General features: G+C 56.0%; 22 protein-coding genes and 2 pseudogenes. 11 read left to right on the top strand and 13 right to left on the bottom strand.

Annotated features, from left to right (window positions below; translation table 11 throughout):
• The 4 genes from L384_RS03285 to L384_RS03270 are packed head-to-tail and all read right to left on the bottom strand — an operon-like array spanning position 1 to position 3,650.
• Positions 1-1,239, bottom strand: coding sequence for a DotU family type VI secretion system protein (locus L384_RS03285; protein ID WP_003859963.1), 1,239 nt, complete (start codon positions 1,237-1,239; stop codon positions 1-3).
• A 17-nt stretch (positions 1,240-1,256) separates the two neighbouring features.
• Positions 1,257-2,600, bottom strand: a complete 1,344-nt coding sequence (gene tssK / locus L384_RS03280) for a type VI secretion system baseplate subunit TssK (RefSeq protein ID WP_023324847.1) — start codon at positions 2,598-2,600, stop codon at positions 1,257-1,259.
• 28 nt (positions 2,601-2,628) lie between these two features.
• Positions 2,629-3,132 carry a type VI secretion system lipoprotein TssJ gene (tssJ, locus tag L384_RS03275; protein ID WP_023324848.1) on the bottom strand — a complete coding sequence of 168 codons (504 nt, stop codon included), beginning with the start codon at positions 3,130-3,132 and terminating at the stop codon, positions 2,629-2,631.
• Between the two features lie 23 nt (positions 3,133-3,155).
• Entirely contained in the window at positions 3,156-3,650 is a 495-nt protein-coding gene (locus tag L384_RS03270) for a hypothetical protein (protein ID WP_023324849.1), read from the bottom strand.
• 848 nt (positions 3,651-4,498) lie between these two features.
• On the opposite strand from L384_RS03270, the gene L384_RS03265 reads away from it, so the two are divergent.
• The 3 genes from L384_RS03265 (at position 4,499) to L384_RS03255 (ending at position 8,464) form a co-directional block, all read left to right on the top strand.
• Positions 4,499-5,479, top strand: a complete 981-nt coding sequence (locus L384_RS03265) for a GlxA family transcriptional regulator (protein ID WP_023314314.1) — start codon at positions 4,499-4,501, stop codon at positions 5,477-5,479.
• Between the two features lie 78 nt (positions 5,480-5,557).
• Positions 5,558-6,568: a type I glyceraldehyde-3-phosphate dehydrogenase gene (gene gap / locus L384_RS03260; protein WP_023324850.1), complete on the top strand. Its 1,011-nt coding sequence runs from the start codon at positions 5,558-5,560 to the stop codon at positions 6,566-6,568.
• Positions 6,569-6,781: 213 nt separating this feature from the next.
• Positions 6,782-8,464, top strand: coding sequence for an alpha,alpha-trehalase (locus L384_RS03255; protein WP_023324851.1), 1,683 nt, complete (start codon positions 6,782-6,784; stop codon positions 8,462-8,464).
• 84 nt (positions 8,465-8,548) lie between these two features.
• Here L384_RS03255 and L384_RS03250 read toward each other — a convergent pair whose 3' ends face one another.
• The gene (locus tag L384_RS03250; protein WP_023324852.1) at positions 8,549-10,651 is read right to left on the bottom strand and encodes a TonB-dependent siderophore receptor; all 2,103 of its coding nucleotides are present in this window, start codon (positions 10,649-10,651) and stop codon (positions 8,549-8,551) included.
• A gap of 160 nt (positions 10,652-10,811) precedes the next feature.
• Here L384_RS03250 and L384_RS03245 point away from each other — a divergent pair, with 160 nt between their 5' ends.
• Positions 10,812-11,543 carry a flagellar brake protein YcgR gene (locus L384_RS03245; protein ID WP_023324853.1) on the top strand — a complete coding sequence of 244 codons (732 nt, stop codon included), beginning with the start codon at positions 10,812-10,814 and terminating at the stop codon, positions 11,541-11,543.
• 37 nt (positions 11,544-11,580) lie between these two features.
• Here L384_RS03245 and emtA read toward each other — a convergent pair whose 3' ends face one another.
• The gene (gene emtA / locus L384_RS03240) at positions 11,581-12,192 is read right to left on the bottom strand and encodes a membrane-bound lytic murein transglycosylase EmtA (protein ID WP_017384310.1); all 612 of its coding nucleotides are present in this window, start codon (positions 12,190-12,192) and stop codon (positions 11,581-11,583) included.
• Between the two features lie 107 nt (positions 12,193-12,299).
• Here emtA and ldcA point away from each other — a divergent pair, with 107 nt between their 5' ends.
• Together ldcA and L384_RS03230 are read left to right on the top strand one after the other, a co-directional pair.
• On the top strand, positions 12,300-13,214 hold the full coding sequence (gene ldcA / locus L384_RS03235; protein ID WP_023324854.1) for a muramoyltetrapeptide carboxypeptidase: 915 nt from the start codon (positions 12,300-12,302) through the stop codon (positions 13,212-13,214).
• A gap of 97 nt (positions 13,215-13,311) precedes the next feature.
• Positions 13,312-14,979, top strand: a pseudogene (locus tag L384_RS03230) (potassium/proton antiporter); the annotation flags it as partial.
• Here L384_RS03230 and L384_RS22850 read toward each other — a convergent pair.
• The 3 genes and pseudogenes from L384_RS22850 to L384_RS03220 form a co-directional block, all read right to left on the bottom strand.
• A pseudogene (locus L384_RS22850) lies at positions 14,932-15,036 on the bottom strand (hypothetical protein); the annotation flags it as partial. The pseudogenes L384_RS03230 and L384_RS22850 overlap by 48 nt on opposite strands.
• Positions 15,037-15,141: 105 nt before the next feature.
• Positions 15,142-16,212: a catabolic alanine racemase DadX gene (gene dadX / locus L384_RS03225; RefSeq protein WP_023324856.1), complete on the bottom strand. Its 1,071-nt coding sequence runs from the start codon at positions 16,210-16,212 to the stop codon at positions 15,142-15,144.
• A gap of 9 nt (positions 16,213-16,221) precedes the next feature.
• Positions 16,222-17,520, bottom strand: a complete 1,299-nt coding sequence (locus L384_RS03220; protein ID WP_022651424.1) for a D-amino acid dehydrogenase — start codon at positions 17,518-17,520, stop codon at positions 16,222-16,224.
• Between the two features lie 321 nt (positions 17,521-17,841).
• On the opposite strand from L384_RS03220, the gene L384_RS03215 reads away from it, so the two are divergent.
• Entirely contained in the window at positions 17,842-19,374 is a 1,533-nt protein-coding gene (locus tag L384_RS03215) for a SpoVR family protein (protein ID WP_023324857.1), read from the top strand.
• Between the two features lie 114 nt (positions 19,375-19,488).
• Here L384_RS03215 and fadR read toward each other — a convergent pair whose 3' ends face one another.
• Positions 19,489-20,208, bottom strand: coding sequence for a fatty acid metabolism transcriptional regulator FadR (gene fadR / locus L384_RS03210; RefSeq protein ID WP_003859951.1), 720 nt, complete (start codon positions 20,206-20,208; stop codon positions 19,489-19,491).
• Between the two features lie 201 nt (positions 20,209-20,409).
• Between fadR and nhaB the strand changes: the two genes are divergently transcribed.
• Positions 20,410-21,948, top strand: coding sequence for a Na(+)/H(+) antiporter NhaB (gene nhaB, locus L384_RS03205; protein ID WP_023314322.1), 1,539 nt, complete (start codon positions 20,410-20,412; stop codon positions 21,946-21,948).
• A gap of 46 nt (positions 21,949-21,994) precedes the next feature.
• Complete coding sequence (gene dsbB, locus L384_RS03200; RefSeq protein WP_017693268.1) at positions 21,995-22,525, top strand: disulfide bond formation protein DsbB; 531 nt, start codon at positions 21,995-21,997, stop codon at positions 22,523-22,525.
• A 99-nt stretch (positions 22,526-22,624) separates the two neighbouring features.
• On the opposite strand, the gene L384_RS03195 is transcribed toward dsbB, so the two are convergent.
• The 3 genes from L384_RS03195 to L384_RS03185 form a co-directional block, all read right to left on the bottom strand.
• Positions 22,625-23,065 (bottom strand): YcgN family cysteine cluster protein, encoded by a 441-nt coding sequence (locus L384_RS03195; protein WP_015570314.1) that lies wholly within the window; start codon positions 23,063-23,065, stop codon positions 22,625-22,627.
• Between the two features lie 93 nt (positions 23,066-23,158).
• A complete protein-coding gene (locus L384_RS03190; RefSeq protein WP_003859945.1) occupies positions 23,159-23,818 on the bottom strand; it encodes a fumarylacetoacetate hydrolase family protein in 660 nt (219 codons plus the stop codon).
• A gap of 47 nt (positions 23,819-23,865) precedes the next feature.
• Positions 23,866-24,141, bottom strand: coding sequence for a YcgL domain-containing protein (locus L384_RS03185; RefSeq protein WP_006810982.1), 276 nt, complete (start codon positions 24,139-24,141; stop codon positions 23,866-23,868).
• A 123-nt stretch (positions 24,142-24,264) separates the two neighbouring features.
• On the opposite strand from L384_RS03185, the gene minC reads away from it, so the two are divergent.
• Positions 24,265-24,972 (top strand): septum site-determining protein MinC, encoded by a 708-nt coding sequence (gene minC / locus L384_RS03180; protein WP_017384318.1) that lies wholly within the window; start codon positions 24,265-24,267, stop codon positions 24,970-24,972.
• Between the two features lie 22 nt (positions 24,973-24,994).
• On the top strand, positions 24,995-25,807 hold the full coding sequence (minD, locus tag L384_RS03175; RefSeq protein ID WP_003859938.1) for a septum site-determining protein MinD: 813 nt from the start codon (positions 24,995-24,997) through the stop codon (positions 25,805-25,807).
• Positions 25,808-25,809: the final 2 nt, after the last annotated feature.

A 25,809-nucleotide genomic window follows, 5' to 3' on the forward strand; every position in this document is an offset into this window, starting at 1 on the left:
TTAGTTTCCTTGCGGCAATCCGTTCAGCTCGGCCTGGGTATTGTCAGGCGACACCAGCAGCGTAATCTCCACGCGGCGGTTACGGGCGCGATTTTCAGGCGTGGTGTTAGGCGCTACCGGGTTGATCTCGCCCCGCCCTTCGGCTTTGACGCGCTCAGGCTGCGAGAGGCTACCCTGGAGCTGTTTTTGCACCGAACGGGCGCGCTCAAGCGAGAGTTCATAGTTGGAGGCGAAGCGTGCGCTGCGGATCGGCACGTTGTCGCTGTACCCCACCACCAGAATTTTGCCGCTGACGTTATTCATCGCCTGGGCGATGCGGTCGATGACCGGCTCATAGCGATCGCGCACCACCGTTGAGGCCGAGGCAAAGAGTCCGTCCCCTTTCAGGATCACCACGCTGCGATCCGCCTCATCCTTAACGGCCACCAGACCGGCATCAATTTCCGGTTTCAGGAAGCCGCGCAGGTTCAGCACTGCCGGCAGCTGACGCGCAGGCTGCTGGATCGTGGTTTCCGGCAGTTGGGACTGGTAAATTTTCGCCAGTACCGGGCTGGTGTTATCACCCAGACGCCAGTTCAGCACGATATAAAACAGGCAGGCGATAAAACCGACCAGCGCCACGCACGCCCAGAGTGGGATCATCGGCCGCCAGAGCTTGCGCAGAACGGGGCGATCTTCCGGGTGCGGCGAGAGCGGCGGCGGGTAGCTGCCGCGCACGCCACGGATCATCTGCCACAGGCGCTGTTTGATGGTTTCAAGCTGGGTCCGGCCATTGTCCAGCACGCGGTAGCGGCCTTCAAAGCCGAGCAGCAGACAGTAGTTGATCATCTCCAGCAGCAGAATGTGTTCGCGCGGATTCTGCGACAGACGCGCCAGCAGCTGGAAAAACTTCTCGCCGCCCCAGGTTTCGTTATGAAACGTCACCAGCAGACCATTGCTTGACCAGACTCCGCTGCTTCCCCAGGGAGTCAGCGCGGCGGCTTCGTCCAGCGCCGTGCAGAGGCAGTAGCGCGCGCCGACAATCACTTCATACGGTAAGCCCGCCTGCTGGCATCGCACCTCGAAACGGCGAATTTCGTCAATCAGGCGCTGGCGCAGCCCGACCTGATCGTCGTGGGAAACCGAATGACGGATTTGCGGAATCGCATTGAGCAGCGGATTGGCGGCCGCCACCAGCTGATTGTTCCCACTGGCTCCGGTAAACACGGCATCACTGCCGGTATCCTGTCGTTCCTGCATATTAAGCGCTCGCTTTATTATTCTGTCGGGCTACGGATGGCCCAGAACTCCATATCGAGACCCGGGAATTCCCCTGCGAGATGCAGCGCGAATGCCCCGGACTTGTCCATCTCGTGCCACAGTTCGCTGCCCCTTTCGAGTTCGAAATAGCTGTAGCCTGCATGCCACGGGATCTGCGGCGGCGCGACGGGCATTGCCCGAAGCATGATGCCCGGCAGCTGAAGCTGAACCAGATCGCGGATTTTCGAGACTGGCGCAACCTTCATCTGGGCAGGAAAATGGGTTTGCAGGTGTTCGCCGGGGACATTGGCTTTTACCGCCAGCACGAAGCCAAATTCGCGGACCATGCTGGTCTCCGGCACGGTGGCGATGTTCAGACCGTGGGAGCGTTCGTGCAGCGGCAGCTGGATGGCATGATCTTCCATCACCAGCGACAGTCCCTGACGCAGCATCAGCATCAGTTTGCTGAAGCAAACGGCGAGATCGTCATGGTCGTATACCGGCAGTATGCTCTCTGCGGTACGCTGCGGCGTCCAGGTGGCGAGCTCCGTGGCAAACGGCAGCCAGCTGAGCCAGAGCGCTTCCGGATGAAGCAGCGGCAGCGTTTTTAAATGTGAGACATCGCCAAGGTGGCGGTTGATCAGCGAGAGAAGCGTGAACTCAACCATCTCAGACGTATTGAAACGCCCCGGCTGACGCAGGCGGCCGCCGATCTGCTGGCTACGCTGCACCAGCAAGCCGTGCAGGTCATTGATCATGCCGTACAGCTGCGGGCTGTTATTGGCGTTCAGCATTGGCGGGATGTAGCTGTTATCCAGCCGCACGTGGTTGTCGTTACGCTTTTCAGCGACGTACGCCACGCCGATGGCGGTCCATTCTGCCGTCAGATCTTTCTCCAGCATCAGGGTCAGACGCAGGCGGCCAAACTGAACCGTCGCCTCCCCGACCGACATCGCGTTGTCGTCTTCCACCTCTTGTTCAAAGGTAATAAAACGCGCCAGAGAAGACTGCTCCTCGCTGAAAATCACCTCTTCACGGCCACCGCGACGAACCGGCAGCGCAAGCACCACCTTTTCATTGGTGAGATTATCGGGGATTTTTAGCGGAGCCGGACCGTTGCGGTCGCTGCGCACCTGGAAAAAGGTGCCGTCAGGCAGCAAACCGCTACAGTAGCTGAGGGCAATACAGCCCTGGCGAAGCATCGCTTCATCCAGCTCAAGGTCGAGAAAGCCCCAGAGATACGAACGCTGCAAGGCCCCCCACTCACGAACGTGGTTGAGGAGGTAACTTTCTGTCCGCTGAAAATGGTGGGGACGCAGGAACATGCCCTCGGTCCAGACGACCTTTTCTGCTTTCGTCATGATGATCTCTTTCCTGTTATGAAGGGCGTTACTGGCTGATGACCCGGATACCATTTACGTCAAGGAAGACGCTGGCCTGGAGTTCATCTGCGGACCATTTCCAGAACTGGTAAATCGCGTTTTCGCCGGGAACAGGCAAAGGAAGTGAGACGCGCCATTTTTTGCCGTCCAGCGCCTGGTATTCCGCCATCACGCCGATATAACGCGCTTCCGGTGAGCTTTGCCCGCTCAGGGTTTTCGAAAGCTGGCCCGGCATCAGGAAGAACACATCGCTGTTTAGCAGATTCGCGCCAAGCGTGGCTGACGCGTTGTTCTGTAAGGAGTAGAAGTCACTGGACATGAAATCCGCATCGGATTTCAGCAGCAACACTCTGACCTTAAGCGGCGCAGAATCATTGATTTGAGGATGAGCCTGAAACTGAAGATTGTAGCGGGAGGGGTCGCTGTGTGAAGACGACGTACAACCACCGATCAGCGCGAAAATCAACGCAAAAAAAGGGAAACACATCCGATGAAAATTTTTATTATTCATAAAAATATGCTCGTGAAACCCGTTTAGTTCAGGATCCAGGTACCGTTCGCGCTGTCTTTGCAGGCTTTGCTGTTGCCATCGACATCGACACAGGTGGTTTTCTTACGCGCTTTCGGGCGCAGTGCCTGTTTACGCACGGTGGCTTCGTACTGGTCAGCCTTGATCACGGCACGCATCGGCACATAACCAATCATCTGTTCACTCCCTTCATCGGCCAGCGCCATCCAGAAATGTTCAACCTGCCCCAGCACGACGTAAGTTTTGCCGGTCTCAAGCGTACGGATCACTTTTCCACCGTAGTCAGGACGGCTCATCAGGGATGCCGGGTACATGGCACGATACGGTTCATTCACTTGAGTGAACTCCGCCGGAGGGGTAACAGCGTGACGGTGCGTCAGCGTGATGCCATTCACCTGGCTGGTCACAATCGTATCATCGGTGATCGCTGGTTTTTGCGGCGCCTTACAGCCCGCCACCGCCATAACAAACAGAAGTGATAACAATAAACGCAGTTTCATATGCTTTTCCGTAGCGATATTTAGAGGATGAAGAGAGGGGGATAAAATTTGACTTAGGTGCTATTGTTAAAATAGTCGGGATATTTTCAGCAGGTAACTATTTTAAGGCATAGCTACCGCACGAACCCAACAGAAATGGGCCCAGCATGCTCCTGACATATTTTGACAAACGGTAGACAAGTTTACATGAGCTTGTCATCAATTCAATATTTCTTGCCTGCTTAATGGCGTTTAATGATACGCCCAATGCATTATAGGATTAATCTCATAAAAAATGCGCACTTAGCTGAAATCGTCTTTTTCTTAGACGAATTTCTAGCGTAACTGTATGAAAATTAATGGCTAAAAAGGCAAAAGAGAACCACTATCATTAACGTAACCCCTTATTATCGCCACTACCATAATTAGTAGAATTTCATTTTTTCTGTGCGCTGTGGGATATATCTGGGATATTTTCATTGTTGCATCTGGAAGATAACTTTTATTGGGTGCGTGCATCCCGCATTAACAAATGACGGTGAAGAAAATGGCAGGGATTTAATTTTGCGATCCGAAATAACCTACTCGAAATTATCCTCCGAGGTTATTTTTTGAGCCTTAATAATTAAGCATGGCTACATCTTTTTGTTCTCTTATTGTTCAGAACACTTCATTGCAGCCCATAAACTGGGGGTTTCAGCGGCAGTAACAGTAAACCTAACGCAAAAAGTTTTACCGTTACTACATATTTCTTTTACTTCTTTCCAACATCTGCCGTTCCACGCTTTCACCCGGCACGCCTCATTTGTCTCTGCGACGGTGTTTGTCTGCCGCTTGACTTATTTTGTGATAAAGGTACTTTTCAGGACATGAAGAAGATCCTGATTATCGTACCTGACGGTGGCATGTTGTTTGAGGCTGCCGGTATCGCCGACATTCTGATGCAGGCCAACCGGCTGCACCCGGACGGCCTGGCGCAGCCCCGCTACTGCATCATTATCGCCACCACCCAGCCTCACCTGGTGATCCACGGCCAGTCCGGCTTAAACCTGCTGGCGGACTATCGCCTGCCGGAGCTGGATCCGCGCGAGCCGCTGGATACGATCATCATTACCGGTCGTGGCATGAATGAACAGGAAAGCACCGCGGTGGTGGACTGGCTGCACCTGGCCGCGCCGCATGCGCGCCGCGTCGCCTCTGTCTGCGGCGGGGCCCTGCTGCTGGCACAGGCCGGACTGCTCGATGGGCGCCGGGCGACGACCCACTGGCGGCTGCTGGAAACCCTGAAAACCCGCTATCCTGCGGTCAACGTTGAGGGCGGCCCGCTCTATGTTCAGGATGGCCCCGTCTGGACGTCCGGTGGCGTCAGTTCCGGGTTTGATCTGACGCTGGCGCTGGTGGAGGATGATTACGGCTTCACCCTCGCCCGCAACGTGGCGCAGGATATGGTGATGTACCTGCGTCGGCCTGGCGGCCAGCTACAGTTCAGCCGCTATAAACTGGAGCAGTCCGGCGCGACCGGACCGGTTAGCGAACTGCAAAGCTGGATCCTGCAAAACCTCACCGCAGATTTGTGCGTCGAAAGGCTGGCCGAACGGGTCGCCATGAGTCCGCGCAATTTCACCCGCGTGTTCACGCGTGACGTCGGTGTACCTCCGGCCCGTTATGTCACCGAAGCGCGCCTGGCCGCCGCACGACAGCTTCTGGAGCAGACCTCGTATCCGCTTGAGGTCATTGCCGAAAAAAGCGGGTTTGGGACCAGCATCAACCTGCGCCGCGTTTTTGAAAAGCAGCTTCATCTCACGCCGGGCGAATATCGCCAGCGCTTCCACTGCCGCAGAATGGCGTAATCTGATCCTTTTTTGTCATTTACGCCATCCGACCTGACGCCTAAAGTCACTCCAGACAACACAGATAAGGAGTGCATCATGGTTAAGGTCGGTATTAACGGTTTCGGCCGTATCGGACGTAATGTTCTTCGCGCGGCGCTGGGCAACCCGGATCTCCAGATTGTGGCCATTAACGATCTGACGGACAGTAGAACCCTCGCCCATCTGCTGAAATATGACTCTCTGCTCGGCACGCTGCCGGTGCCCGTTGAAGCGGCGGACGGCGCGCTACAGGTTGACGGGCAACGCATCACCGTATTCAGTGAACGCGACCCGGCAAACATTGCGTGGAAAGACGCTGGCGTTGAGGTGGTAATCGAAGCGACCGGCTTCTTCACCGAACGTGAAAAAGCAGCGGTGCATATCACGAGCGGCGGCGCAAAACGCGTCATTATTTCCGCCCCGGCTAAAAATGATGATCTGACGGTGGTAATGGGCGTGAACCACACGCTGTACGATCCGGCCCAGCATTTTGTAGTCAGCAACGGGAGTTGCACCACTAATGGTCTGGCGCCAGCGGCGCAGGTGCTGCACCAGCAGTTTGGCATTGAACACGGGCTGATGAACACCACGCATGCCTACACCAACAGCCAGGCGCTGCATGACCAGCCGGAAAAAGATCTGCGCGGCGCGCGCGCGGCAGCATTATCCATTGTGCCTTACTCCAGCGGCGCGGCAAAAGCGCTCGGGAAAGTGATCCCCGAACTTGACGGTAAACTCACCGGATATTCCCTGCGCGTACCGGTTCCGGTGGTGTCGATTGTCGATCTGACGGTGACGCTGAGCCGCAACGTGACCGCCGAAGAGGTGAATGACGCGTTCCGTCAGGCCGCCATCAGCGGGCCGCTGAAAGGCATCCTGGGCTACTGCGATGAACCGCTGGTCTCCCGTGATTATCAGGGCGACCCGCGCTCATCGATCATCGACGGGCTTTCAACGCTGGTGATTGGCGGGAATATGGTGAAGATCCTGTCGTGGTATGACAACGAATGGGGCTTCTCGAACCGTCTGGTGGATCTGGCGGTGCTTATGGATAAAAAAGGGTTGTAGGGCTTAAGCCGGGTGGCTTGAAGCTTACCCGGCCATTCCGTGATGTGGTTAAAAATTAAGTAATCCACCCCCGGTGTTGTGAAAGCGCACCCGAATTATCTGGTTATGTGAAAAATGGGATATTCAACACGCGAAGTTAACGATATTCGTCTAAGGTTTTCAGGTAATTGACAACAGCGGTCACGCTGCTCAGTGAAGACAGGAGACGAACCGATGATAAGACCTCGCGCACGACGCCCCGCTTTTTTACCCCTTGCGTTGGCAGGCGCACTACTCGGTGTTACCGCATTTGGTTATGCTGAAGACCAGCCAACGAGCCAGCAAAGCTCACCTGATATTCTTCTTGGCCCCCTCTTTAATGACGTACAGAGCGCCAAACTGTTCCCGGATCAGAAAACCTTCGCGGATGCCGTTCCCAAAAGCGACCCGCTAATGATCCTGGCGGATTACCGGATGCAGCATACCCAGTCCGGTTTTGACCTGCGCCACTTCGTGGAGATGAACTTTATCCTGCCGAAGGAGGGTGAGAAATATGTTCCCCCTGAGGGCCAGAGCCTGCGCGAACACATAGACGATCTGTGGCCTGTTCTGACCCGCACCACCGACAAAGCGAACAAATGGGACTCCCTCCTGCCTCTGCCAAAACCCTATGTCGTGCCGGGAGGACGCTTCCGCGAAGTCTATTACTGGGACAGCTATTTCACCATGCTGGGGCTGGCCGAGAGCGGCCACTGGGATAAGATCGGCGACATGGTGGACAACTTCGCTTACGAGCTTGATACCTGGGGCCATATCCCTAACGGTAACCGCACCTACTACCTGAGCCGCTCTCAGCCGCCGTTCTTCTCGCTGATGGTGGAATTGCTGGCCACGCATGACAGCGACGCGTTAAAGAAATACCGTCCGCAGATGGAAATAGAGTATGCCTACTGGATGGAGGGGGCTGATGGGCTCCAGCCTGGTCAGGCGAACAAACGCGTGGTGAAGCTGGATGACGGCTCGATCCTCAACCGCTACTGGGACGATCGGGACACGCCGCGCCCTGAGTCGTGGCTGGATGACGTCACCACCGCCAAAAATAACCCTAACCGTCCGGCCACCGAGATCTATCGCGATCTGCGCTCTGCCGCGGCCTCGGGCTGGGATTTCAGCTCCCGCTGGATGGACGATCCTCAGAAGCTGGATACCATCCGCACCACCAGCATCGTGCCGGTGGATCTGAATGCGCTGATGTTTAAGATGGAAAAACTGCTGGCCCGTGCCAGCCAGGAAGACGGGGATACCGCCAGCGCAAGTAAATATGACGCGCTGGCCTCCGCACGTCAGAAAGCCATGGAGAGCCACCTGTGGAACGATAAAGAGGGCTGGTATGCGGATTACGATCTGAAAACCAGGAAGGTGCGTAATCAGCTGACTGCCGCGGCCCTCTTCCCGCTGTATGTGAAGGCCGCATCACAGGATCGCGCCGATAAAGTGGCCGCAGCCGCATCGTCGCGCCTGCTGAAACCGGGCGGTATTTCTACCACCACCATCAACAGCGGGCAGCAGTGGGATGCGCCGAACGGCTGGGCGCCGTTGCAGTGGGTAGCGGTGGAAGGGTTGCAGAACTATGGTCAGCAGAAAGTGGCGATGGACGTGACCTGGCGTTTCCTGAAAAACGTTCAGCATACCTACGATCGCGAGAAGAAACTGGTTGAGAAATACGATGTCTCTTCGACCGGTACCGGCGGTGGCGGCGGTGAGTATCCGTTGCAGGACGGTTTCGGCTGGAGTAACGGCGTGACGCTCAGGATGCTGGACATGGTCTGCCCGAAAGAGAAGCCATGCGACACCGTACCGGAGAATCAGCCTGCGGCAAACGATGATGTTGCACCTGCGAAACAGGCGGCGCAGTAGCGCCCCTCACCATGACCCTCTCCCCAAGGGGCGAGGGTCAGGTTCCGTGCAATAAAGTGACCCGCTAGCGCCACCGGGCTTTTTTCAGAAGCTGTAACTCGCCCCGACCTGGAAGGTGCGGTCGCGGCCTATCCAGCAGTTGGTCGCGTCATAGCAGGTGAGCGTCTCTTTGTTGGTGACGTTCTGCGCGCTCGCTTTCAGCGTCAGCCCCTCCAGCGATGGCGCCAGTTCACCCATGCGGTAAGATGCCGCCAGATCGTACTGCGTCGTACCGCCCAGCTTGCCTGCGTCGTTGGCTGGCGAGATCTCCATCGGCCCGGTGTAGCGTGCGCCTCCCCCCAGCGTTACCCCTCTCAGCGGCGTGCTGTCGAAGGTGTAATCGCCCCACAGATTAAAGGCGTTCTCAGGGACCTGCGTCGGTCGTTTGCCCTGGTACTTGTCATCTTCGGTATTGATGGCGTGGGTGTAGGCATAGTTGGCAATCAGCGTCAGGTTATCCGTTGGACGACTCATAGCGGAAAGCTCCGCGCCTTTCGATTCCACTTCCCCGGTCTGGCGATAGTTGAGGAAGCCCGGATCGCTGGTCACCACATTTTTCTGACGAATGTTAAACACCGAGGCGGTGAAGGTGGTTGCGTATTCCGCCAGCAGGTATTTCACCCCACCCTCCACCTGCTTGCTGGTGGTGGGCTTAACGTCTTTCGCGGTCAGCGTGCCCTGCGGCGATACTGGGGCAAACCCTTCTGAATAGCTGATAAACGGCGAGAGTCCATTGTCGAAGGCATAAAGCGCGCCCAGTCGTTTGGTGAGGCGATCCTGCGATACCCAGGCTTTGTCACCGTTTTGCAGATAGTTAGTGGTGACGGAACGGTAGTCGTCATAGCGCAGGCTGGCCAGCACGTTCAGCCCGCCAAACGCAATCTGATCCTGGAGGTAATAGCCATTCTGCTGATAGCTGAGTCGGTTTTTCTGCGCGGTTTCAAGCCCCAGCGCATCGTTATCGATCTGCGAGTGATCCGGATGACGCATATCGATACCCGGGGTGGATGAGGCGTAACGATAATGGAAGTGAGAGTTCAGCTTCTGGTAGTCAAAGCCCGCCAGCAGATGATGTTTCCAGTCCCCCAGCGCGACGGTTCGGGTGACCTGGTTATCAATATTGAAGCTCTGCAAATCTTCATCCGTGGTATAGGCGAAGCGGTTAAGCTGGTAGACCTCGCTGCCCGTCCCGGTGGAATAGGCGCTGCGCTGGTGGGTGTCCACGTCAAAGTAGCGCGCTTTCTGGTTAAAGCCCCAGCCACTGTCAAACTCATGCTCAAAGCTGTATCCCAGCATCCACTGGCGCTGCTTAAAGCCGCTCCACTCATCCCCGGCATAGTCACGACGATCGGCGTATTTAGACCGCAGATAGCTTAGCGGCATCGGATCAGACGGCGTCAGGCTCGGCGTATTTTGCGCCAGCGCGTCAATGGTCAGGCGCGTTTTGTCATCAGGCTGCCAGGTCACGGAGGGGGCCACCAGATAGTTTTCATAGCGTGTGGTGTGCGCCTGTTCGTCACTTTCCGTCGCTTTGCCCAGCAGGCGATAGTTCCAGTCGCTGTTCGCGATCTGCCCCGTGGAGTCCAGGTATCCCTCCTTCAGATTGCGGTTTCCGGTATTAAAGCCCAGTTCCGTTTTCGCCTCTTTCTGCGGCTTTTTACTCTGAATATTGACCAGCCCGCCCGGTGAGCCGCCGCCATACAGCACGGATGACGGCCCCTTCAGGATATCGACGCTCTCAATCAGCAGCGGATCGATTCGCGCTTTGGTGTTCCCGGTGACGTTATAGGGAAGTTGCAGGCCGTTGTAGAACTCCTGATCGACGTTGAACCCGCGGATTTTGTACTCGCTCATGTAAGAGGTGCTCCCGCGCACCTCCGTGGAAACGCCCGGCGCATAGCGCAGGATCTCGTTTACCGAACTGGCGTGCCGCTGCTCAATCTCTTTAGCGGCAATGGTGTTGATCACCTGCGGTGTTTTACTTTCCGCGACGGCTGATTTCGTGGCGCTGTTGGTCCAGGCAGGAAGCGCGCTGCCCTGCTCTGTGCCTGTCACCACGATGGTGGATTCTTCTGCGAAAGCCTGTGTTTGCAATGCCAGCGTGACGGCGCCTGCCAACGCGCATAACGCAAAACGTGAAGTGCTCATAGTGTCGTCTTGTTATTAGATGGTATTGGGAACGGCAATTATTATCATTTCCATTAGCAAATCAATATCGGCGGAGAAAAACAGATCGTTTGTATTAAGTTTCATGCCCGCGTGCCGATAACCCAGAGACAGTCTGTCATCTATCGAGGAGCCATCTGGCGTGAGTAGCTACAGTGAGCAGTTCCTAAAACAAAATCCGCTGGCTGTATTAGGGGTGTTACGCGACCTGAAAAAAGGCGAGGTGCCGCTGCGCATCAACTGGTCAACCAGCCAGTTTATCAGCAAGATCCTGGACGTGACGGCAGAGCACCTGATCGTCGATCTGGGTAGCCAGAGCGATGAAAACCGTGCCGCGCTACAGGCAGAGAATCTCTCGGTGATGGCCGAAACGCAGGGGGCGAAAGTCGAGTTTGTGCTGCCTCGTCTGACCGCGATCGCGTACCAGGGTTTGCCTGCGTTTATCGCTCCCCTGCCCGCTAACCTCTGGTTCGTGCAACGCCGGGAGTTTTTTCGCATCAGCGCTCCGCTTCACCCGGCCTATTTCTGTAAGGCAAAAATGCCGGACAAAAAAGAGATTCGCTTTCGTCTCTTCGACCTGTCACTGGGCGGGATGGGCGCGTTAATGGATACGCCGAAGCCGGAAGGGCTGGTGGAAGGTATGCGTTTTAGTCAGATTGAGCTGGATATGGGCGGATGGGGACGCTTCTGGTTTGACGCCCAGCTGATTGCCATCAGCGAGCGCAAGGTGGTGGACAGCAAAAACGAAACCATTACCACGCCGCGACTGAGCTTTCGCTTTCTGAATGTCGGGCCAGGCGCCGAACGCGAACTACAGCGCATCATCTTCTCACTGGAGCGTGAAGCGCGGGAACGCGCGAATAAAGTGCGCTGATAGGCGTCGGGCAGCGTGCTGCCGCCCGACAAAGGCGTTACATGGCGTCCATCGCTTTCTGGACTTTCCAGATATAACGTGGAGCCTGTGCTGACGGATGATTCTTCACAACGTGCTCGAAGAATTCATCTTTATCCATATCGTTAATCTCTTCTATCGCCTCTTTGCGATCGGATGAGAAGGTTCGGAGCAGCGCGCCGGCTCCGTTAACGTACGACACCACCAGTGCATATTGCATCACTTCCGGATCGTCAATCCCCTTCAGAATGCCATGCTCGAGAATGCTCAGGTAAGCGGTTCCCATAGAGATATTACGCTCCGGGTTTTTCAGCTCGCTGGTGGATGGCTGTCCCTTCCAGCCCATGTAGCGATAGACCTCTCTTCCCGCCGTCGAGGCTTTTAACTGCATCAGCCCCACCGCATTCGATTTACTCACCAGCGTCGGGTTGCCGCCGGACTCCACGGCAATGATCGCCGTGATCAGACGCGGGCTCACGCCCCAGGCCTTCCCGGCTTGTTCGCTGATCGGCATCCACTGCATGGCCCGCTTTACCGGCACTTCAGGGTTCCAGGGGGGATTTTGATAATCATGTTTTGAACTACAGCCAGCGAGCAGCACAATCAAAAAAGCAAACCATCTCAATTTCACGTCATCTATCCTTATAGCCGGTCATCGCGGTACGTCGCCCCTTGAAGCAGGCGGCGTATAAGCGGCATGATATAGACAATTAGATTCTCATTCAGCAAGGAATTGCCATGCCTCAGTTTCATCTCATCGCACCGTCAGGCTACTGCATCAATCAGGAGGCGGCACAGCGGGGCGTTCAACGCCTGCTGGAAATGGGCCATCAGGTAGAAAATCAGACAATTATCCCCCGCCGCATGCAGCGTTTTGCCGGTACGGAGGCGCAGAGACTGAGCGATATCAACAGCCTGGCGACGCTGGAAGGTGAAAACACCATTGTGCTGGCCGTGCGCGGCGGCTATGGCGCAAGCCGGCTGCTGGAGAGCATCGACTGGGCCGGGCTGGCCGCGCGCCAGCAGCAGGATCCGCTGTTAATCTGCGGACACAGCGATTTCACGGCGATCCAGCTCGGCCTGCTGGCGTTGCATAACGTCATTACCTTTAGCGGCCCGATGCTGGCCGGTAACTTTGGCGCGCCGGAGCTGGATGCGTTTACGCAGGACCATTTCTGGCGCGCCCTGCAAAACCCGACGTTCACCATCGAGTGGCAAGGCAATGGACCGCACTGGGAATGTGAAGGACAGCTGTGGGGCGGCAACCTCGCGATGCTGGTGTCGCTAATTGGTACGCCGTGGCTGCCGCAGATCACGGATGGCATACTGGTGCTGGAAGATATCAATGAACACCCGTTCCGTGTCGAACGCATGCTGTTGCAGCTGTATCACGCCGGGATCCTGGATCGGCAGTCGGCCATTGTGCTGGGCAGTTTTAGCGGTTCAGCCCCCAACGATTACGATGCAGGCTATTCCCTGGAAACGATGATTGATTTCATTCGTTCCCGCCTGGATATCCCGGTGATCGCCGGCCTGGATTTCGGCCATGAGCAGCAAACCGTTACGCTGCCGCTGGGTGCCCGGGCGCACCTTGTACACGATAATTCAGGCAGTCGGTTAACAATCAGCGGTCATCCGGTCTTAAAGGCATAAAAAAGCCGTTATTCCCCCTCAATAAAACGCTGTTACCGTTGTTAATATGTTAGGGTTTTAATAACAGCGTTCACATTGAGGTGGGAGTAAGACGACATTGGGTGCCACAGCGATAATCAGTCTTTTCATTCTGGGTTCCATCCTGGTAACCTTCAGCATTTTATTAAGTTCATTTTCATCGCGCCTTGGCATACCTATTCTTGTCATTTTCCTGGCTATCGGCATGCTGGCGGGAGTCGACGGAATCGGCGGTATCCCCTTCGATAATTACCCTTTCGCCTATATGGTGAGTAACCTCGCGCTGGCGGTCATCCTGCTGGACGGCGGTATGCGCACCCAGGCAAGTTCGTTCCGCGTGGCCTTAGGCCCGGCGCTGTCTCTGGCGACCGTCGGGGTGCTGATCACCTCTGGCCTGACCGGTATGATGGCGGCCTGGCTGTTTAACCTCGATATTATGGAAGGCCTGCTGATTGGCGCGATTGTCGGCTCGACCGATGCGGCAGCGGTTTTCTCGCTGCTCGGCGGCAAGGGGCTGAACGAACGCGTTGGCTCCACGCTGGAGATTGAATCCGGCAGTAACGATCCGATGGCGGTGTTCCTGACCATCACTCTGATTGAGATGATCCAGCAGCACGAAACCGGCCTGAGCTGGATGTTCGCCTGGCACATCCTCCAGCAGTTTGGCCTGGGGATTATCATTGGTCTCGGCGGCGGTTACCTGTTACAGCAGACGATCAACCGTATTACGCTGCCTTCCGGCCTTTACCCGCTGCTGGCCCTGAGCGGCGGGATCCTGATCTTTGCCGTCACCACCGCGCTGGACGGCAGCGGTATTCTGGCGGTTTACCTTTGCGGTTTCCTGTTGGGCAACCGACCGATTCGCAACCGTCACGCCATTTTGCAGAACTTCGACGGTCTGGCCTGGCTGGCGCAGATTGCCATGTTCCTGGTGCTGGGCCTGCTGGTGACGCCGTCGGACCTGCTGCCTATCGCCGTACCGGCGCTGCTTTTGTCGGCCTGGATGATCTTCTTCGCCCGTCCGCTGTCGGTGTTTGCCGGGCTGCTACCGTTCCGCGGGTTTAACCTGCGTGAGCGGATATTTATCAGTTGGGTGGGTCTGCGCGGCGCGGTGCCGATTATTCTGGCAGTGTTCCCGATGATGGCCGGGCTGGACAACGCCCGCCTGTTCTTTAACGTCGCCTTCTTCGTGGTGCTGGTGTCGCTGCTGTTCCAGGGGACGTCGCTGGGCTGGGCGGCGAAAAAAGCCAAAGTGGTGGTACCGCCCATTGGCTGGCCGGTCTCCCGCGTGGGGCTAGATATTCACCCTGAGAATCCCTGGGAACAGTTTGTCTACCAGCTAAGCTCCGATAAGTGGTGCGTGGGCGCGTCCCTGCGCGATCTGCATATGCCCGCTGAAACGCGCATTGCCGCCCTGTTCCGGGATAACGCCCTGCTTCACCCGACCGGCAGCACGCGGCTGCGTGAGAACGATATTCTCTGCGTGATTGGCCGCGAGCGCGACCTGCCTGCCCTCGGCAAGCTGTTCAGCCAGTCGCCCCCGGTGGCGCTGGACCAGCGTTTCTTCGGCGATTTTATCCTCGAAGCCAGCGCCCGCTTTGCGGATGTGGCGCTGATTTATGGCCTGGAAGGTGGACTGGAGAATCGCGATAACCAGCAAACACTGGGTGAAATTATTCAGCAATTATTAGGGGCTGCGCCGGTCGTCGGTGACCAGGTGGAGTTTGCCGGGATGATCTGGACGGTAGCCGAGAAAGAAGATAATGCGGTGCGCAAAGTCGGCGTAAGGCCGATGGAGGAAGAGGCGGAGTAGCTGCTTTTTTGCCGGGTGGCGCTAACGCTTACCCGACCTACTTTCGGGCTTTTGTAGGCCGGGTAAGGCGAAGCCGCCACCCGGCACATACACAAGTTACACCGTCACAACAGGCACTCTGGGTGCCAGCGCGCACATCAGCTCATACCCAACGGTGCCCGCCGCAGCGGCCACATCATCAATTTTAACTTCGTTGCCCCACAGCTCAACCGGTGACCCGATCCCCGCCTGGGGACACGGCGTTAAATCAATGGCCAGCATGTCCATTGAGACGGTGCCTACCGTGCCGGTGCGCACGCCATCGACCCACACCGGCGTGCCGCTCGGGGCGATGCGCGGATAACCATCTGCATAGCCCCCCGCCACGATACCGATACGCTGTTCGCCCGCTGCCCGATAACGGCTGCCATAGCCCACCGTATCGCCCGCTTTTAACGTCTGCACGCCGATAATCTCGCTTCGTAACGTCATCACCGGCTTCAGGCCGCTGTTGGCGATATCCTGCCACTGACCTGAGGGTGACGCGCCGTACAGAACGATCCCCGGACGCACCCAGTTGTAGTGCGCTTCAGGATGCCAGAGCGTTGCCGCTGAGTTCGACAGCGAGCGCGGACAGTCCAGCCCTTCTGCCGCCTGCTCAATGCGGACTATGGCATCGGCAATTCCGTCCGGCTTTTCCGCATCGGCGAAATGCGCCATCAGCGTCATCTCACCGACGTTTTTCAGCGCACGAAGCTGCTGCCAGACCGTGTGCACCCGTTCAGGCTGAAAGCCCAGACGGTTCATCCCGCTGTTCACTTTGAGATAGATATCCAGCGGGGCATGCAGCTTCGCGTCCTGAATCGCCTTGATCTGCCAGTTACTATGAATGCTGGTCGTCAGGCGGTACTTATCCAGCAGAGGCAGATCCTGCGCATGGAAGAATCCTTCCAGCAGCAGGATCGGTCCTTTCCAGCCGCGCTCGCGCAGCAGGATGGCCTCTTCCAGATTCAGCAGGGCAAAACCATCGGTGGCGCCGAGCGCACTCCAGATACGGTCGATACCATGACCGTAGGCGTTGGCTTTCACCACCGACCAGACACGAGAACCCGGCGCAGCACGGCGAACAATTTGCAGGTTATCCTTCAGCGCCTGCAAATCCAGCTGGGCCAGAATAGGACGGGACATTGCGACTCCTTAATTATGCGCGCCGTGCAGGTGTTGTGGACGCGATGGGGTAAACCCTGATTGATAGCGTGCGGCGCTCAAATCGTCAAACGGAATTGCCGGCGTCCGCCCGGAGATCAGGTCGCTCAGCAGCTGGCCCGAACCGCAGGCCATGGTCCAGCCAAGCGTGCCGTGGCCGGTGTTGGTCCACAGATTTTTGTATGGCGTACGGCCCACAATCGGCGTGCCGTCCGGGGTCATTGGGCGCAGGCCGGTCCAGAACGTCGCCTGCTCAATGAAGCCGCCGCGCGGGAAGAGATCGCCCACGACCATCTCCAGCGTTTCACGACGCGGTTTAAGCAGCTCAGTATTAAAGCCCACGATTTCCGCCATGCCGCCGACGCGGATCCGGTTATCGAAGCGGGTGATGGCGATTTTGTAGGTTTCATCAAGAATGGTCGAGACCGGCGCGCCGCTGTCCTCTTTCACAGGAATGGTCAGGGAGTAGCCTTTCAGCGGATAGACCGGGATATCCAGGATCCCTTTCAGCATCGCGGTTGAGTAGGAGCCAAACGCCATCACGTAGGCATCGGCTTTGATTACCTCTTCCCCACACTTCACGCCGTAAATCTTCTCCCCTTCCGACAGCAGTTTGTCGACAGAAGTATTGAAGCGGAATTTCACTCCGGCCTGCTCACACATGCGCGCCAGACGCTGGGTGAAAAGCTGGCAGTCGCCGGTTTCATCGTTCGGTAAACGCAGACCGCCCGTCAGCTTGTGCGCGACCTCGGCAAGCGCTGGCTCCACCTGCGCCAGCTGGCTGGCTTCCAGCAGCTGATACGGTACGCCCGCATCTTCAAGCACGGCGATATCGCGGGTCGCGTTTTCGTACTGTTGCGCGGTACGGAACAGCTGAAGCGTGCCGCCCTGGCGTCCTTCATATTCAATGCCCGTTGAGGCACGCAGCGCCTTCAGGCAGTCGCGGCTGTATTCCGCCAGACGCACCATGCGCCCTTTGTTTTCCATATAGTGGCGGGTGTCGCAGTTGCGCAGCATCTGCCACATCCACTTAAGCTGGAACTGCGTGCCGTCGAGGCTGATCGCCAGCGGCGCATGTCGCTGAAACATCCATTTGATCGCCTTCAGCGGAACGCCCGGGGCCGCCCACGGCGCAGCGTAGCCCGGGGAGATTTGCCCCGCATTCGCCGCACTGGTTTCCAGCGCCGGACCGGATTCGCGATCGACAACGGTAACCTCATGTCCCGCCTGACTTAAATACCAGGCGCTGGTTACGCCAACGACACCACTTCCCAGTATGACAACACGCATAGCCACTCCATTATGAGCAAAAGAACAATCATCTAATTACAGATTGATAACCTAGTTGAAAATATTATTCAACATATGACTTTTTTATGGTGACTCAACTCACATATCCCGCTGTATCAGGGGATAGCGCTTATTTGGGATCTCCTGCTGCGCGTTATTTTTAACCAGTAGAAAATTCTGTGAGAACCGCTTTTTTTGCCGTATCGAAAACGTGAAATCGCAAAGAAAAAATTTCTGCGCCCCGCGTATTTGAATGGGGTGATCTATGCTTGAAAGGAGGCTCTCCAGTCAGAGAGAGCGACCAACAACGAGGGCGCGCTAATGGCTACACTAGATTCCATGTCCAGGGACAGCACCCGTCTGAGCGATGGACCCGACTGGACCTTCGAGTTGCTGGATGTCTACCTGGCGGAGATCGACCGGGTGGCCAAACTCTATCGTCTGGATACCTACCCCCATCAGATTGAAGTCATCACCTCGGAACAGATGATGGACGCTTACTCCAGCGTCGGGATGCCGATTAACTATCCGCACTGGTCGTTTGGTAAAAAATTCATTGAGACAGAGCGGCTGTATAAGCACGGGCAGCAGGGATTGGCGTATGAAATCGTCATTAACTCTAACCCATGTATTGCCTATCTGATGGAGGAGAACACCATTACCATGCAGGCGCTGGTGATGGCGCACGCCTGCTATGGACATAACTCGTTCTTCAAAAATAACTATCTGTTCCGCAGCTGGACGGACGCCAGCTCAATCGTTGATTACCTCATCTTCGCCCGTAACTACATTACCGACTGCGAAGAGCGCTACGGCGTGGACGAGGTTGAGAAACTGCTGGACTCCTGCCACGCGCTGATGAACTACGGCGTTGACCGCTATAAGCGTCCGCAGAAGATCTCCTTGCAGGAGGAGAAAGCCCGGCAGAAAAGCCGCGAGGAGTATCTGCAAAGCCAGGTGAATATGCTGTGGCGCACCCTGCCAAAACGTGAAGAGGAGAAAACCGTCGCCGAGGCGCGTCACTACCCTTCCGAGCCGCAGGAAAACCTGCTCTACTTTATGGAGAAAAACGCCCCACTGCTGGAGCCCTGGCAGCGTGAGATCCTGCGCATCGTGCGCAAGGTGAGCCAGTATTTCTATCCGCAGAAGCAGACCCAGGTCATGAACGAAGGCTGGGCGACCTTCTGGCACTACACCATTCTGAACCACCTGTATGACGAGGGAAAAGTCTCCGAACGGTTTATGATGGAGTTCCTGCACAGCCACACCAACGTGGTGTTCCAGCCGGCATATAACAGCCCGTGGTACAGCGGTATTAACCCGTACGCGCTCGGCTTTGCCATGTTCCAGGATATCAAGCGTATTTGTCAGTCGCCCACCGAAGAGGACAAATACTGGTTCCCGGATATTGCCGGTTCCGACTGGCTGGAAACGCTGCACTTCGCGATGCGTGATTTTAAGGATGAGAGCTTTATCAGCCAGTTCATGTCGCCGAAGATCATGCGTGATTTCCGCTTCTTCACCGTACTGGATGATGACCGCAACAACTTCCTGGAGATCTCCGCGATCCACAACGAAGAGGGCTATCGCGAGATCCGCTCGCGCCTGTCGTCCCAGTACAACCTGAGTAATCTTGAACCGAACATTCAGGTGTGGAACGTGGATCTGCGCGGCGATCGCTCTCTGACGTTGCGCTATATTCCGCACAACCGCGCACCGCTGGATAAGGGGCGTAAGGAAGTGCTGAAGCATGTGCATCGCCTGTGGGGATTTGACGTCTTGCTGGAGCAGCAGAACGAAGATGGCAGCGTGGAGCTGCTGGAGCGGTGTCCGGCGCGGTTGAATACGCTGTAGTGGGATTTTTTGCCCGGTGGCGCTACGCTTACCGGGCCTACGGGACCTGTAGGCCGGGTCAGGCGAAGCCGCCACCCGGCGAAAAAAAACCTCTCAATCGAGAGGTTTTTTCTTTTACCGGCCCTGAATCGCTAAATCACCCGGCAGCGTTTTCTGCATCCGGTGCCAGATTTCACCGGAGTCGTGGCCGTAACGACGCACGGTTTCATAGACCTGATCGTGCAGCCCTTCGGTGCAGAGTTTGCTCAGTTTATGATAGAAGCCGAGCGCCAGACTGCGGGCTTCAGGGTTAGCAAAGTAGTGACGACCAATGCGCGTATATAACCCTTTCATTCCATTCAGGATCAAACCGTAAACCGGATTGCCGGAAGCAAACGCCAGACCACGGAACACGTTGTAATCCAGGGTCGCAAAGGCATCCGCGTGGTCTTCCACCTCATTGGCGGTAGCAAGTACCTTCAGCGCATCTTCAGGGTGCTGGCGAAACGCGGTGCGGATGAAAATGGTGGCGATGTTGGTGCGCACGGAAAGCAGATTATCAATCAGCTGCGGTACGCTTTCGTGATCGAGACGCGCCAGCGTTTCCAGAATGTTCAGCCCGGACGTTTCCCAGAAGTTATTCACTTTAGTGGGTTTGCCATGCTGTATCGTCAACCAGCCATCGCGCGCCAGACGCTGGAGCACTTCTCGCAGCGTGGTACGGGTGACGCCAATCAGTTCAGAGAGTTCGCGTTCAGCAGGTAGAATTGATCCCGCAGGGAAACGATTATTCCAGATGCTTTCAATGATGTACTCTTCCGCGAAACCCGCCGGGCTCTGCGCCTTAATGACCATAGTGAGATTTCCATTACACAGCTTTAGCAAATTACACTCATCATACCAGAGGCGTGCAGAGGCAGATAGCGCAGCAGAGACAGAAAAGAGGGATCGCCGTTTCATTTTTATGAAATTTACAAATGGCTTAATCCCCCGCTCTGCCGCCATTTTTGCGTATACTGATGTCTTGTCTTATTTGACGGGGAAAGGACGTCTGTCGTGGAAATTTCATTTGGGCGCGCGCTGTGGCGCAACTTTTTAGGTCAGTCACCTGACTGGTACAAACTCACTTTACTGGTATTCCTGGTCGTTAATCCCGTTATCTTTTTGCTGGATCCCTTCGTTGCCGGGTGGATGTTGGTCGCCGAGTTTATCTTTACCCTGGCGATGGCGCTGAAGTGCTATCCGCTGTTGCCCGGCGGGCTGCTGGCGCTGGAAGCCGTGGTCATTGGAATGACCAGCGCGGAGCATGTTAAAAACGAGATAGCGTCGAATCTTGAAGTCCTGCTGCTGCTGATCTTCATGGTGGCGGGGATCTACTTTATGAAGCAGCTTCTGCTGTTTATCTTCACCCGTTTGCTGCTGAGCATTCCGTCGAAAACGCTGCTCTCGCTGGCGTTTTGCCTCGCCGCAGCCTTCCTCTCTGCCTTCCTGGATGCGCTGACGGTCGTGGCGGTAGTGATCAGCGTCGCCGTCGGCTTTTACGGGATTTACCACCGGGTGGCCTCGTCTCGTCCTGGCGATAACTTGCAGGACGACAGCCACGTTGAGGCGCACAACCGCGATGTGCTGGAACAGTTCCGCGCATTTCTGCGCAGCCTGATGATGCATGCAGGCGTGGGGACGGCGCTGGGCGGCGTGATGACCATGGTCGGGGAGCCGCAAAACCTGATTATCGCCAAAGCAGCTGAGTGGCATTTTGGCGAATTTTTCCTGCGCATGGCGCCGGTCAGCGTACCCGTGCTGGTCTGCGGGTTAGCCACCTGTGTGCTGGTCGAAAAATTCAACCTCTTTGGGTATGGCGCGACGTTGCCCGATCAGGTCCGCCAGGAGCTGCATAAGTTTGACGAGCAGAGCCGCAAACAACGCACGCGCCAGGAGACGCTGCGCCTGATTGCACAGGGCTTCATCGGCGTGTGGCTTATCGCTGCGCTGGCCTTCCACCTTGCCGAGGTGGGGCTGATTGGCCTGTCGGTAATTATCCTTGCAACCAGCCTGGGCGGCGTTACGGACGAACATGCTATCGGAAAAGCCTTTACCGAAGCGCTGCCGTTTACCGCCCTGCTGGCGGTGTTTTTTGCCGTCGTGGCGGTGATTATTGACCAACATCTGTTCGCGCCGATCATCGCGTTTGTGCTTCAGGCCACGCCAGATTCGCAGCTAACGCTGTTCTATTTGTTTAACGGTCTGTTGTCCTCTATATCCGATAACGTCTTTGTCGGGACGGTATACATCAATGAGGCCAAAGCCGCGATGGAGCAAGGGATTGTCAGCAGTGAACAGTTCGAGCTGCTGGCGGTGGCGATCAACACCGGAACCAACCTCCCCTCCGTGGCAACCCCGAACGGTCAGGCGGCATTCCTCTTCCTGCTGACCTCGGCGCTGGCGCCACTCATACGACTTTCTTATGGAAGAATGGTCTGGATGGCGCTGCCGTATACGCTGGTGCTTACCCTGGTTGGTTTACTGTGCATCAAAATTACTCTCGTTCCCTGTACGCAATGGTTATTGCAAGCAGGTATACTTGCGGCGCATTAAAATTCGTTTACACTGCGCTGTCTAAGCATGTTCCAGGGAAATGATTATGTTGCGATTTTTGAACCAGTGCTCACGCGGTCGCGGAGCGTGGTTGTTGATGGCCCTGACCGCCTTTGCGCTGGAAATGGTCGCGCTGTGGTTTCAGCATGTGATGGGGCTGAAACCTTGCGTACTGTGTATTTATGAGCGTTGTGCGCTGTTCGGCATTATGGGCGCGGGTCTGGTAGGTGCGATTGCACCCAAATCACCGTTACGCTATGCGGCAATTGCCATCTGGCTGTACAGCGCCGGGAAAGGCATTGCGCTTGCCTGGGAGCACACCCAAATGCAGCTTCACCCGTCGCCGTTTATGACCTGCGATTTTGCCGCCCGCTTCCCGAGCTGGCTGCCGCTGGATAAATGGCTGCCGCAGGTGTTTGTGGCCTCCGGTGACTGCTCTGTACGCCAGTGGGAATTCCTGACGCTGGAGATGCCGCAGTGGCTGGTGGGCATTTTTGTCGCCTACTTTGTGGTGGCGCTGCTGGTGCTGATTGCCCAGCCGTTCAAACCAAAGAAACGCGATCTTTTTGGAAGGTAAAAGCAGAACGGCAACGTCAGTTTTGCAGGTCGGGTAAGCGCAGCGCCACTCGACACAATTGTGAACAATAAAAAACCCGCCTCGGCGGGTTTTTTATTATCACCGATTAGGGTGATTCATAATGTGGTCTTCCCAGTCCCGCACCTCGGACTCTTTCACCGCAATGTGGCGCACGGAAATACGTTCGCCGTGCATCGCCGCTTTCGACCCCGTCAACAGCGGATGCCATGTGGGCAGATCTTTCCCTTCCGCCAGCAGGCGATACGCGCAGGTATGCGGCAGCCACTCAAAGGTCGGTAGATTTTCACGGGTTAACTTGATGCAGTCCGGCTCATATTCGAAACGGCGCTCATAGTTGCGGCACTGGCAGGTTTTGATGTTTAACTGCTTGCAGGCTACGTTGGTGAAATAAATCTCGTCCGAATCTTCATCCATCAGCTTATGCAGGCAGCACTGCCCGCAGCCGTCACACAACGATTCCCACTCCGCGTCGGTCATGTCGTCGAGAGTTTTGCTTTGCCAGAAAGGAATGTCGTTCATCGGGATGTCCACACGTCAAAATAGAGCGCACCTTATAACGAGTCTGGCACGTTGATGCAAGTTTTGCCGCCCTTTTCAGGCGGCAAGGTGCTTTTACAGCACGCGGGTTTTCAGCGACAGGCCGTTAAAACTGACATCCAGTTCGTCGCCGCTAAGCAGCGGCCCCACACCTTCCGGAGTGCCGGTGAGGATCACGTCGCCAGGTTTCAGGGTGAAGAAGCGGCTCATGTAGGCAATCAGCGGAACGATCTTATGGATCATGTCAGCGGTCGTTCCCTGCTGGCGGATCTCGCCGTTGACCTTCAGGCTGAGCGGCGTGTTCTGCGGATCGTCGGTAAATTCACTCACCGGAATGAAACCGGAAATCGGGCATGAATTATCAAAACCCTTCGCTTTTTCCCACGGCTGCCCCGCTTTCTTCATTTTGCCCTGAACATCACGCAGCGTCAGGTCAAGCGCGACACCGTAACCCGCAATCGCTTTCTCTACATGCTCTTCGGTCGCCTGGCGCAGCGTCGCGCCGATCAGCACCGCCAGCTCCACTTCATGATGCACCGAGCCCAGTCCCTGCGGCAGAACCAGCGGCTGGCGAATATCGCACAGTGCGGTTTCTGGCTTAATAAACAGAACCGGCTCTTCCGGCACGGCGCTGCCCATCTCCTGAATATGTTTTGCATAGTTGCTGCCCACGCAGACCACTTTGCTGACGGGATAATCCAGTAATGCACCTTGCCAGTTATGATGTTGATACATGGTCGACCCCTAATCGGTTGATGAGTTGTTCCCGGAAGGACCCGGGCTTATTTCTTTCCGCTCACCTCAAGATGCTGTTTTAATAAATTCTCCGGTGGCGGCGGAAGCTGTAAATAATAGCCCTGCTCGGTTAACGCCTTTTTGACTTTCTCCAGATCGGCGTTCACCAGCTTCTTACGGCCGTCCAGCGGCAGCAGCATCGCCAGCTGCGGTCGGCCAAAGCTTTTCATTAATTCTTCAGGCACGCGGGAAAAATCGTCTTTCTTTTCGACATAAAGGTAGGTCTGGTCGCGGCTGGTACTTCTGTAGATCACACAAAACATGTTTTTACTCTGAATTAACGGGTGGTTGCTTGCCTCAATATACTCCTGACTATAACATGCCTGATACTCTTCGGAATATCGCGGCGATGTGTTGCGGTTAATAGCAAATTGAGTAAGGCCAGGATGTCAAATACGCCCATCGAGCTTAAAGGCAGTAGCTTCACCTTATCAGTGGTTCATTTGCATGATGCAAAACCCGAGGTTATTCGTCAGGCGTTAGAAGACAAAATCGCGCAGGCTCCCGCTTTTCTTAAGCATGCTCCTGTCGTCGTCAATGTAAGCGACCTTGAGGGGCCGGTTAACTGGAAGCGGCTCCAGCAGGCCGTCGCCTCCACGGGGTTGCGCATCGTGGGCATTAGCGGCTGCAAAGACGCAGAGTTAAAAGCCGAAATTGAACGCGCGGGTTTGCCCTTGTTAAACGAGGGCAAAGAAAAAGCCCCACGTGCAACGCCTGCAACCGTTCCCGCTCCCCCGCCTCCGGCGCAAAATGTAGCCCCAGTCACAAAAACGCGATTGATTGATCTGCCGGTTCGTTCCGGTCAGCGCATTTATGCGCCAAACTGTGATCTGATTGTTACAAGCCACGTCAGTGCGGGCGCTGAACTGATTGCAGATGGCAATATTCACGTTTACGGTATGATGCGTGGACGTGCGCTTGCGGGCGCCAGCGGCGATCGAGAAGCACAAATTTTTTGTACTCACCTGACGGCAGAACTGGTGTCTATCGCAGGTGAATATTGGCTGAGCGATAAAATCCCAGCCGAATTTTATGGCAAAGCGGCCCGTCTGCAACTGGCAGATAACGCTTTGACCGTTCAACCGTTAAATTGATCCCTTTTAACAAGGAATTTCTATGGCACGCATTATTGTTGTGACTTCGGGTAAAGGAGGCGTTGGCAAGACCACCTCCAGCGCGGCCATCGCTACTGGTTTGGCCCAGAAGGGAAAGAAAACCGTCGTAATCGACTTCGATATCGGTCTGCGTAACCTGGACCTGATCATGGGTTGCGAGCGTCGCGTGGTGTATGACTTCGTGAACGTCATTCAGGGCGATGCCACCCTTAACCAGGCGCTGATTAAAGATAAGCGTACCGAGAACCTCTACATTCTTCCGGCGTCCCAGACCCGTGATAAAGACGCCCTGACCCGCGAAGGCGTGGAAAAGGTGCTCGACGATCTGAAAAAGATGGAGTTCGACTTTGTGGTATGCGACTCCCCGGCCGGTATCGAAACCGGCGCGCTGATGGCGCTCTACTTCGCGGATGAAGCCATCATCACCACCAACCCGGAGGTCTCGTCAGTACGTGATTCCGACCGTATTCTCGGCATTCTGGCCTCGAAATCCCGTCGCGCGGAAAATGGCCAGGAGCCAATCAAAGAGCACCTGCTGCTGACCCGCTACAACCCGGGCCGGGTGAACAAAGGTGACATGCTGAGCATGGAAGACGTGCTGGAGATCCTGCGCATCAAACTGGTTGGCGTGATCCCGGAAGATCAGTCCGTGTTGCGCGCCTCTAACCAGGGCGAGCCCGTGATCCTGGATACACAGGCAGACGCGGGTAAAGCGTATGCGGATACCGTTGACCGTCTGCTGGGAGAAGAACGTCCTTTCCGCTTCATTGAAGAAGAGAAGAAAGGTTTCCTCAAACGCCTGTTCGGAGGATAAGT

This window comes from Enterobacter sp. MGH 38 (genome assembly GCF_000492855.1).
In the GTDB taxonomy this organism is placed as follows: domain Bacteria; phylum Pseudomonadota; class Gammaproteobacteria; order Enterobacterales; family Enterobacteriaceae; genus Enterobacter; species Enterobacter hormaechei_C.

Excerpts from the sequence above, each read along its gene's own strand:
- L384_RS03285 (WP_003859963.1), bottom strand. The coding sequence starts at position 1,239 with ATGCAGGAACGACAGGATACCGGCAGTGATGCCGTGTTTACCGGAGCC.
- tssK (WP_023324847.1), bottom strand. The coding sequence starts at position 2,600 with ATGACGAAAGCAGAAAAGGTCGTCTGGACCGAGGGCATGTTCCTGCGT.
- tssJ (WP_023324848.1), bottom strand. The coding sequence starts at position 3,132 with ATGAATAATAAAAATTTTCATCGGATGTGTTTCCCTTTTTTTGCGTTG.
- L384_RS03270 (WP_023324849.1), bottom strand. The coding sequence starts at position 3,650 with ATGAAACTGCGTTTATTGTTATCACTTCTGTTTGTTATGGCGGTGGCG.
- L384_RS03265 (WP_023314314.1), top strand. The coding sequence starts at position 4,499 with ATGAAGAAGATCCTGATTATCGTACCTGACGGTGGCATGTTGTTTGAG.
- gap (WP_023324850.1), top strand. The coding sequence starts at position 5,558 with ATGGTTAAGGTCGGTATTAACGGTTTCGGCCGTATCGGACGTAATGTT.
- L384_RS03255 (WP_023324851.1), top strand. The coding sequence starts at position 6,782 with ATGATAAGACCTCGCGCACGACGCCCCGCTTTTTTACCCCTTGCGTTG.
- L384_RS03250 (WP_023324852.1), bottom strand. The coding sequence starts at position 10,651 with ATGAGCACTTCACGTTTTGCGTTATGCGCGTTGGCAGGCGCCGTCACG.
- ldcA (WP_023324854.1), top strand. The coding sequence starts at position 12,300 with ATGCCTCAGTTTCATCTCATCGCACCGTCAGGCTACTGCATCAATCAG.
- dadX (WP_023324856.1), bottom strand. The coding sequence starts at position 16,212 with ATGTCCCGTCCTATTCTGGCCCAGCTGGATTTGCAGGCGCTGAAGGAT.
- L384_RS03220 (WP_022651424.1), bottom strand. The coding sequence starts at position 17,520 with ATGCGTGTTGTCATACTGGGAAGTGGTGTCGTTGGCGTAACCAGCGCC.
- L384_RS03215 (WP_023324857.1), top strand. The coding sequence starts at position 17,842 with ATGGCTACACTAGATTCCATGTCCAGGGACAGCACCCGTCTGAGCGAT.
- fadR (WP_003859951.1), bottom strand. The coding sequence starts at position 20,208 with ATGGTCATTAAGGCGCAGAGCCCGGCGGGTTTCGCGGAAGAGTACATC.
- dsbB (WP_017693268.1), top strand. The coding sequence starts at position 21,995 with ATGTTGCGATTTTTGAACCAGTGCTCACGCGGTCGCGGAGCGTGGTTG.
- L384_RS03195 (WP_015570314.1), bottom strand. The coding sequence starts at position 23,065 with ATGAACGACATTCCTTTCTGGCAAAGCAAAACTCTCGACGACATGACC.
- L384_RS03190 (WP_003859945.1), bottom strand. The coding sequence starts at position 23,818 with ATGTATCAACATCATAACTGGCAAGGTGCATTACTGGATTATCCCGTC.
- L384_RS03185 (WP_006810982.1), bottom strand. The coding sequence starts at position 24,141 with ATGTTTTGTGTGATCTACAGAAGTACCAGCCGCGACCAGACCTACCTT.
- minC (WP_017384318.1), top strand. The coding sequence starts at position 24,265 with ATGTCAAATACGCCCATCGAGCTTAAAGGCAGTAGCTTCACCTTATCA.
- minD (WP_003859938.1), top strand. The coding sequence starts at position 24,995 with ATGGCACGCATTATTGTTGTGACTTCGGGTAAAGGAGGCGTTGGCAAG.